4 tRNA genes and 2 rRNA genes are annotated in these 2,298 nt (G+C 47.4%); all 6 read right to left on the bottom strand.

Annotated features, from left to right (window positions below):
• Positions 1 to 1,256 (bottom strand): 23S ribosomal RNA (locus VIC_RS00030); the annotation flags it as partial.
• Positions 1,257 to 1,575: 319 nt separating this feature from the next.
• A tRNA-Val gene (locus tag VIC_RS00025) sits at positions 1,576 to 1,651 on the bottom strand.
• Positions 1,652 to 1,686: 35 nt separating this feature from the next.
• Positions 1,687 to 1,762 (bottom strand) — tRNA-Ala (locus tag VIC_RS00020).
• A 28-nt stretch (positions 1,763 to 1,790) separates the two neighbouring features.
• Positions 1,791 to 1,866 (bottom strand) — tRNA-Lys (locus VIC_RS00015).
• Between the two features lie 2 nt (positions 1,867 to 1,868).
• Positions 1,869 to 1,944, bottom strand: a tRNA-Glu gene (locus tag VIC_RS00010).
• Positions 1,945 to 2,033: 89 nt separating this feature from the next.
• Positions 2,034 to 2,298 (bottom strand): 16S ribosomal RNA (locus VIC_RS00005); the annotation flags it as partial.

The raw sequence follows: 2,298 nt of genomic DNA, 5'->3' as shown, positions 1-2,298 counted from the left end.
ATCGTTACTCATGTCAGCATTCGCACTTCTGATACCTCCAGCATGCTTTACAACACACCTTCAACGGCTTACAGAACGCTCCCCTACCCAATACATAAAATGCATTGCCGCAGCTTCGGTTTACAGCTTAGCCCCGTTACATCTTCCGCGCAGGCCGACTCGACTAGTGAGCTATTACGCTTTCTTTAAATGATGGCTGCTTCTAAGCCAACATCCTAGCTGTCTAAGCCTTCCCACATCGTTTCCCACTTAGCTGTAATTTGGGACCTTAGCTGGCGGTCTGGGTTGTTTCCCTCTCCACGACGGACGTTAGCACCCGCCGTGTGTCTCCCGGATAGTACTTACTGGTATTCGGAGTTTGCAAAGGGTTGGTAAGTCGGGATGACCCCCTAGCCTTAACAGTGCTCTACCCCCAGTAGTATTCGTCCGAGGCTCTACCTAAATAGATTTCGGGGAGAACCAGCTATCTCCAGGTTTGATTGGCCTTTCACCCCTAGCCACAAGTCATCCGCTAATTTTTCAACATTAGTCGGTTCGGTCCTCCAGTTGATGTTACTCAACCTTCAACCTGCTCATGGCTAGATCACCTGGTTTCGGGTCTATATCCAGCAACTCGACGCCCAGTTAAGACTCGATTTCTCTACGGCTCCCCTAGATGGTTAACCTTGCTACTGAATATAAGTCGCTGACCCATTATACAAAAGGTACGCAGTCACACCACGAAGGTGCTCCTACTGCTTGTACGTACACGGTTTCAGGTTCTATTTCACTCCCCTCACAGGGGTTCTTTTCGCCTTTCCCTCACGGTACTGGTTCACTATCGGTCAGTCAGTAGTATTTAGCCTTGGAGGATGGTCCCCCCATATTCAGACAGGATATCACGTGTCCCGCCCTACTCGATTTCACCTAAAATGCGCTGTCGGTTACGGGGCTATCACCCTGTATCGCAGAACTTTCCAGAACTTTCACCTGACGCATTAAAGGCTTAAGGGCTAATCCAATTTCGCTCGCCGCTACTTTCGGAATCTCGGTTGATTTCTTTTCCTCGGGGTACTTAGATGTTTCAGTTCCCCCGGTTCGCCTCATTACCCTATGTATTCAGATAATGATACCTGCTTATGCAGGTGGGTTTCCCCATTCGGAAATCCCAGACTCAAATGACTTTTACTGTCTAATCTGGGCTTATCGCAAGTTAATACGTCCTTCATCGCCTCTGACTGCCAAGGCATCCACCGTGTACGCTTAGTCACTTAACCATACAACCCCAAAGGGTCTTCTGTTTAAACAACCAAAGTTGTCTGCAATTATTTAAACATGATGCAGACTCGATTTTGCCGGACTCAAATATCTTTTTACTTTACTTTTTTTATAAAAAGTGAAAACAAAAAGCCAAGAACACTTGAATGTGTGTTGGTACCTAAATCAAAAGATTTAGGATTTGAGAACTTTTCAATGAATAACAACGCATCTCATAGAGATGGGGATTGTTGTTATTCGTCAGCTTTCCAAATTGTTAAAGAGCTAGATTCATAAATGAACCATTTTTAAAGATTCTTTTGCAAGAACACTTAAAAATGGTGGGCGATACCGGGCTCGAACCAGTGACCCCCTGCTTGTAAGGCAGGTGCTCTCCCAACTGAGCTAATCGCCCACATGAGTTTTTCGTCTTGTGGAAGACGTCAAGAATGGTGGAGCTAAGCAGGATCGAACTGCTGACCTCCTGCGTGCAAGGCAGGCGCTCTCCCAGCTGAGCTATAGCCCCATCTTGAGGATCATTTCTAAGGAAGAAATGGTGGGTCGTGCAGGATTCGAACCTGCGACCAATTGATTAAAAGTCAACTGCTCTACCAACTGAGCTAACGACCCAATGGTATCCCGTAGGGGAGTCGAACCCCTGTTACCGCCGTGAAAGGGCGGTGTCCTAGGCCTCTAGACGAACGGGACACTAAGTTGAAGATATTGGGATATCTTCGTTCTCTTAAACTACATAAACCATCAATCTGTGTGGACACTCATCGTGAATAATCATCGTATAAGGAGGTGATCCAGCGCCAGGTTCCCCTAGCGCTACCTTGTTACGACTTCACCCCAGTCATGAACCACAAAGTGGTGAGCGTCCCCCCGAAGGTTAAACTACCCACTTCTTTTGCAGCCCACTCCCATGGTGTGACGGGCGGTGTGTACAAGGCCCGGGAACGTATTCACCGTAGCATTCTGATCTACGATTACTAGCGATTCCGACTTCATGGAGTCGAGTTGCAGACTCCAATCCGGACTACGACGCACTTTTTGGGATTC

Source organism: Vibrio coralliilyticus ATCC BAA-450 (genome assembly GCF_000176135.1).
In the GTDB taxonomy this organism is placed as follows: Bacteria; Pseudomonadota; Gammaproteobacteria; order Enterobacterales; family Vibrionaceae; genus Vibrio; species Vibrio coralliilyticus.
Note: the sequence above shows the minus strand (reverse complement) of the source record. Positions and strands in the feature narration are given on the sequence as shown.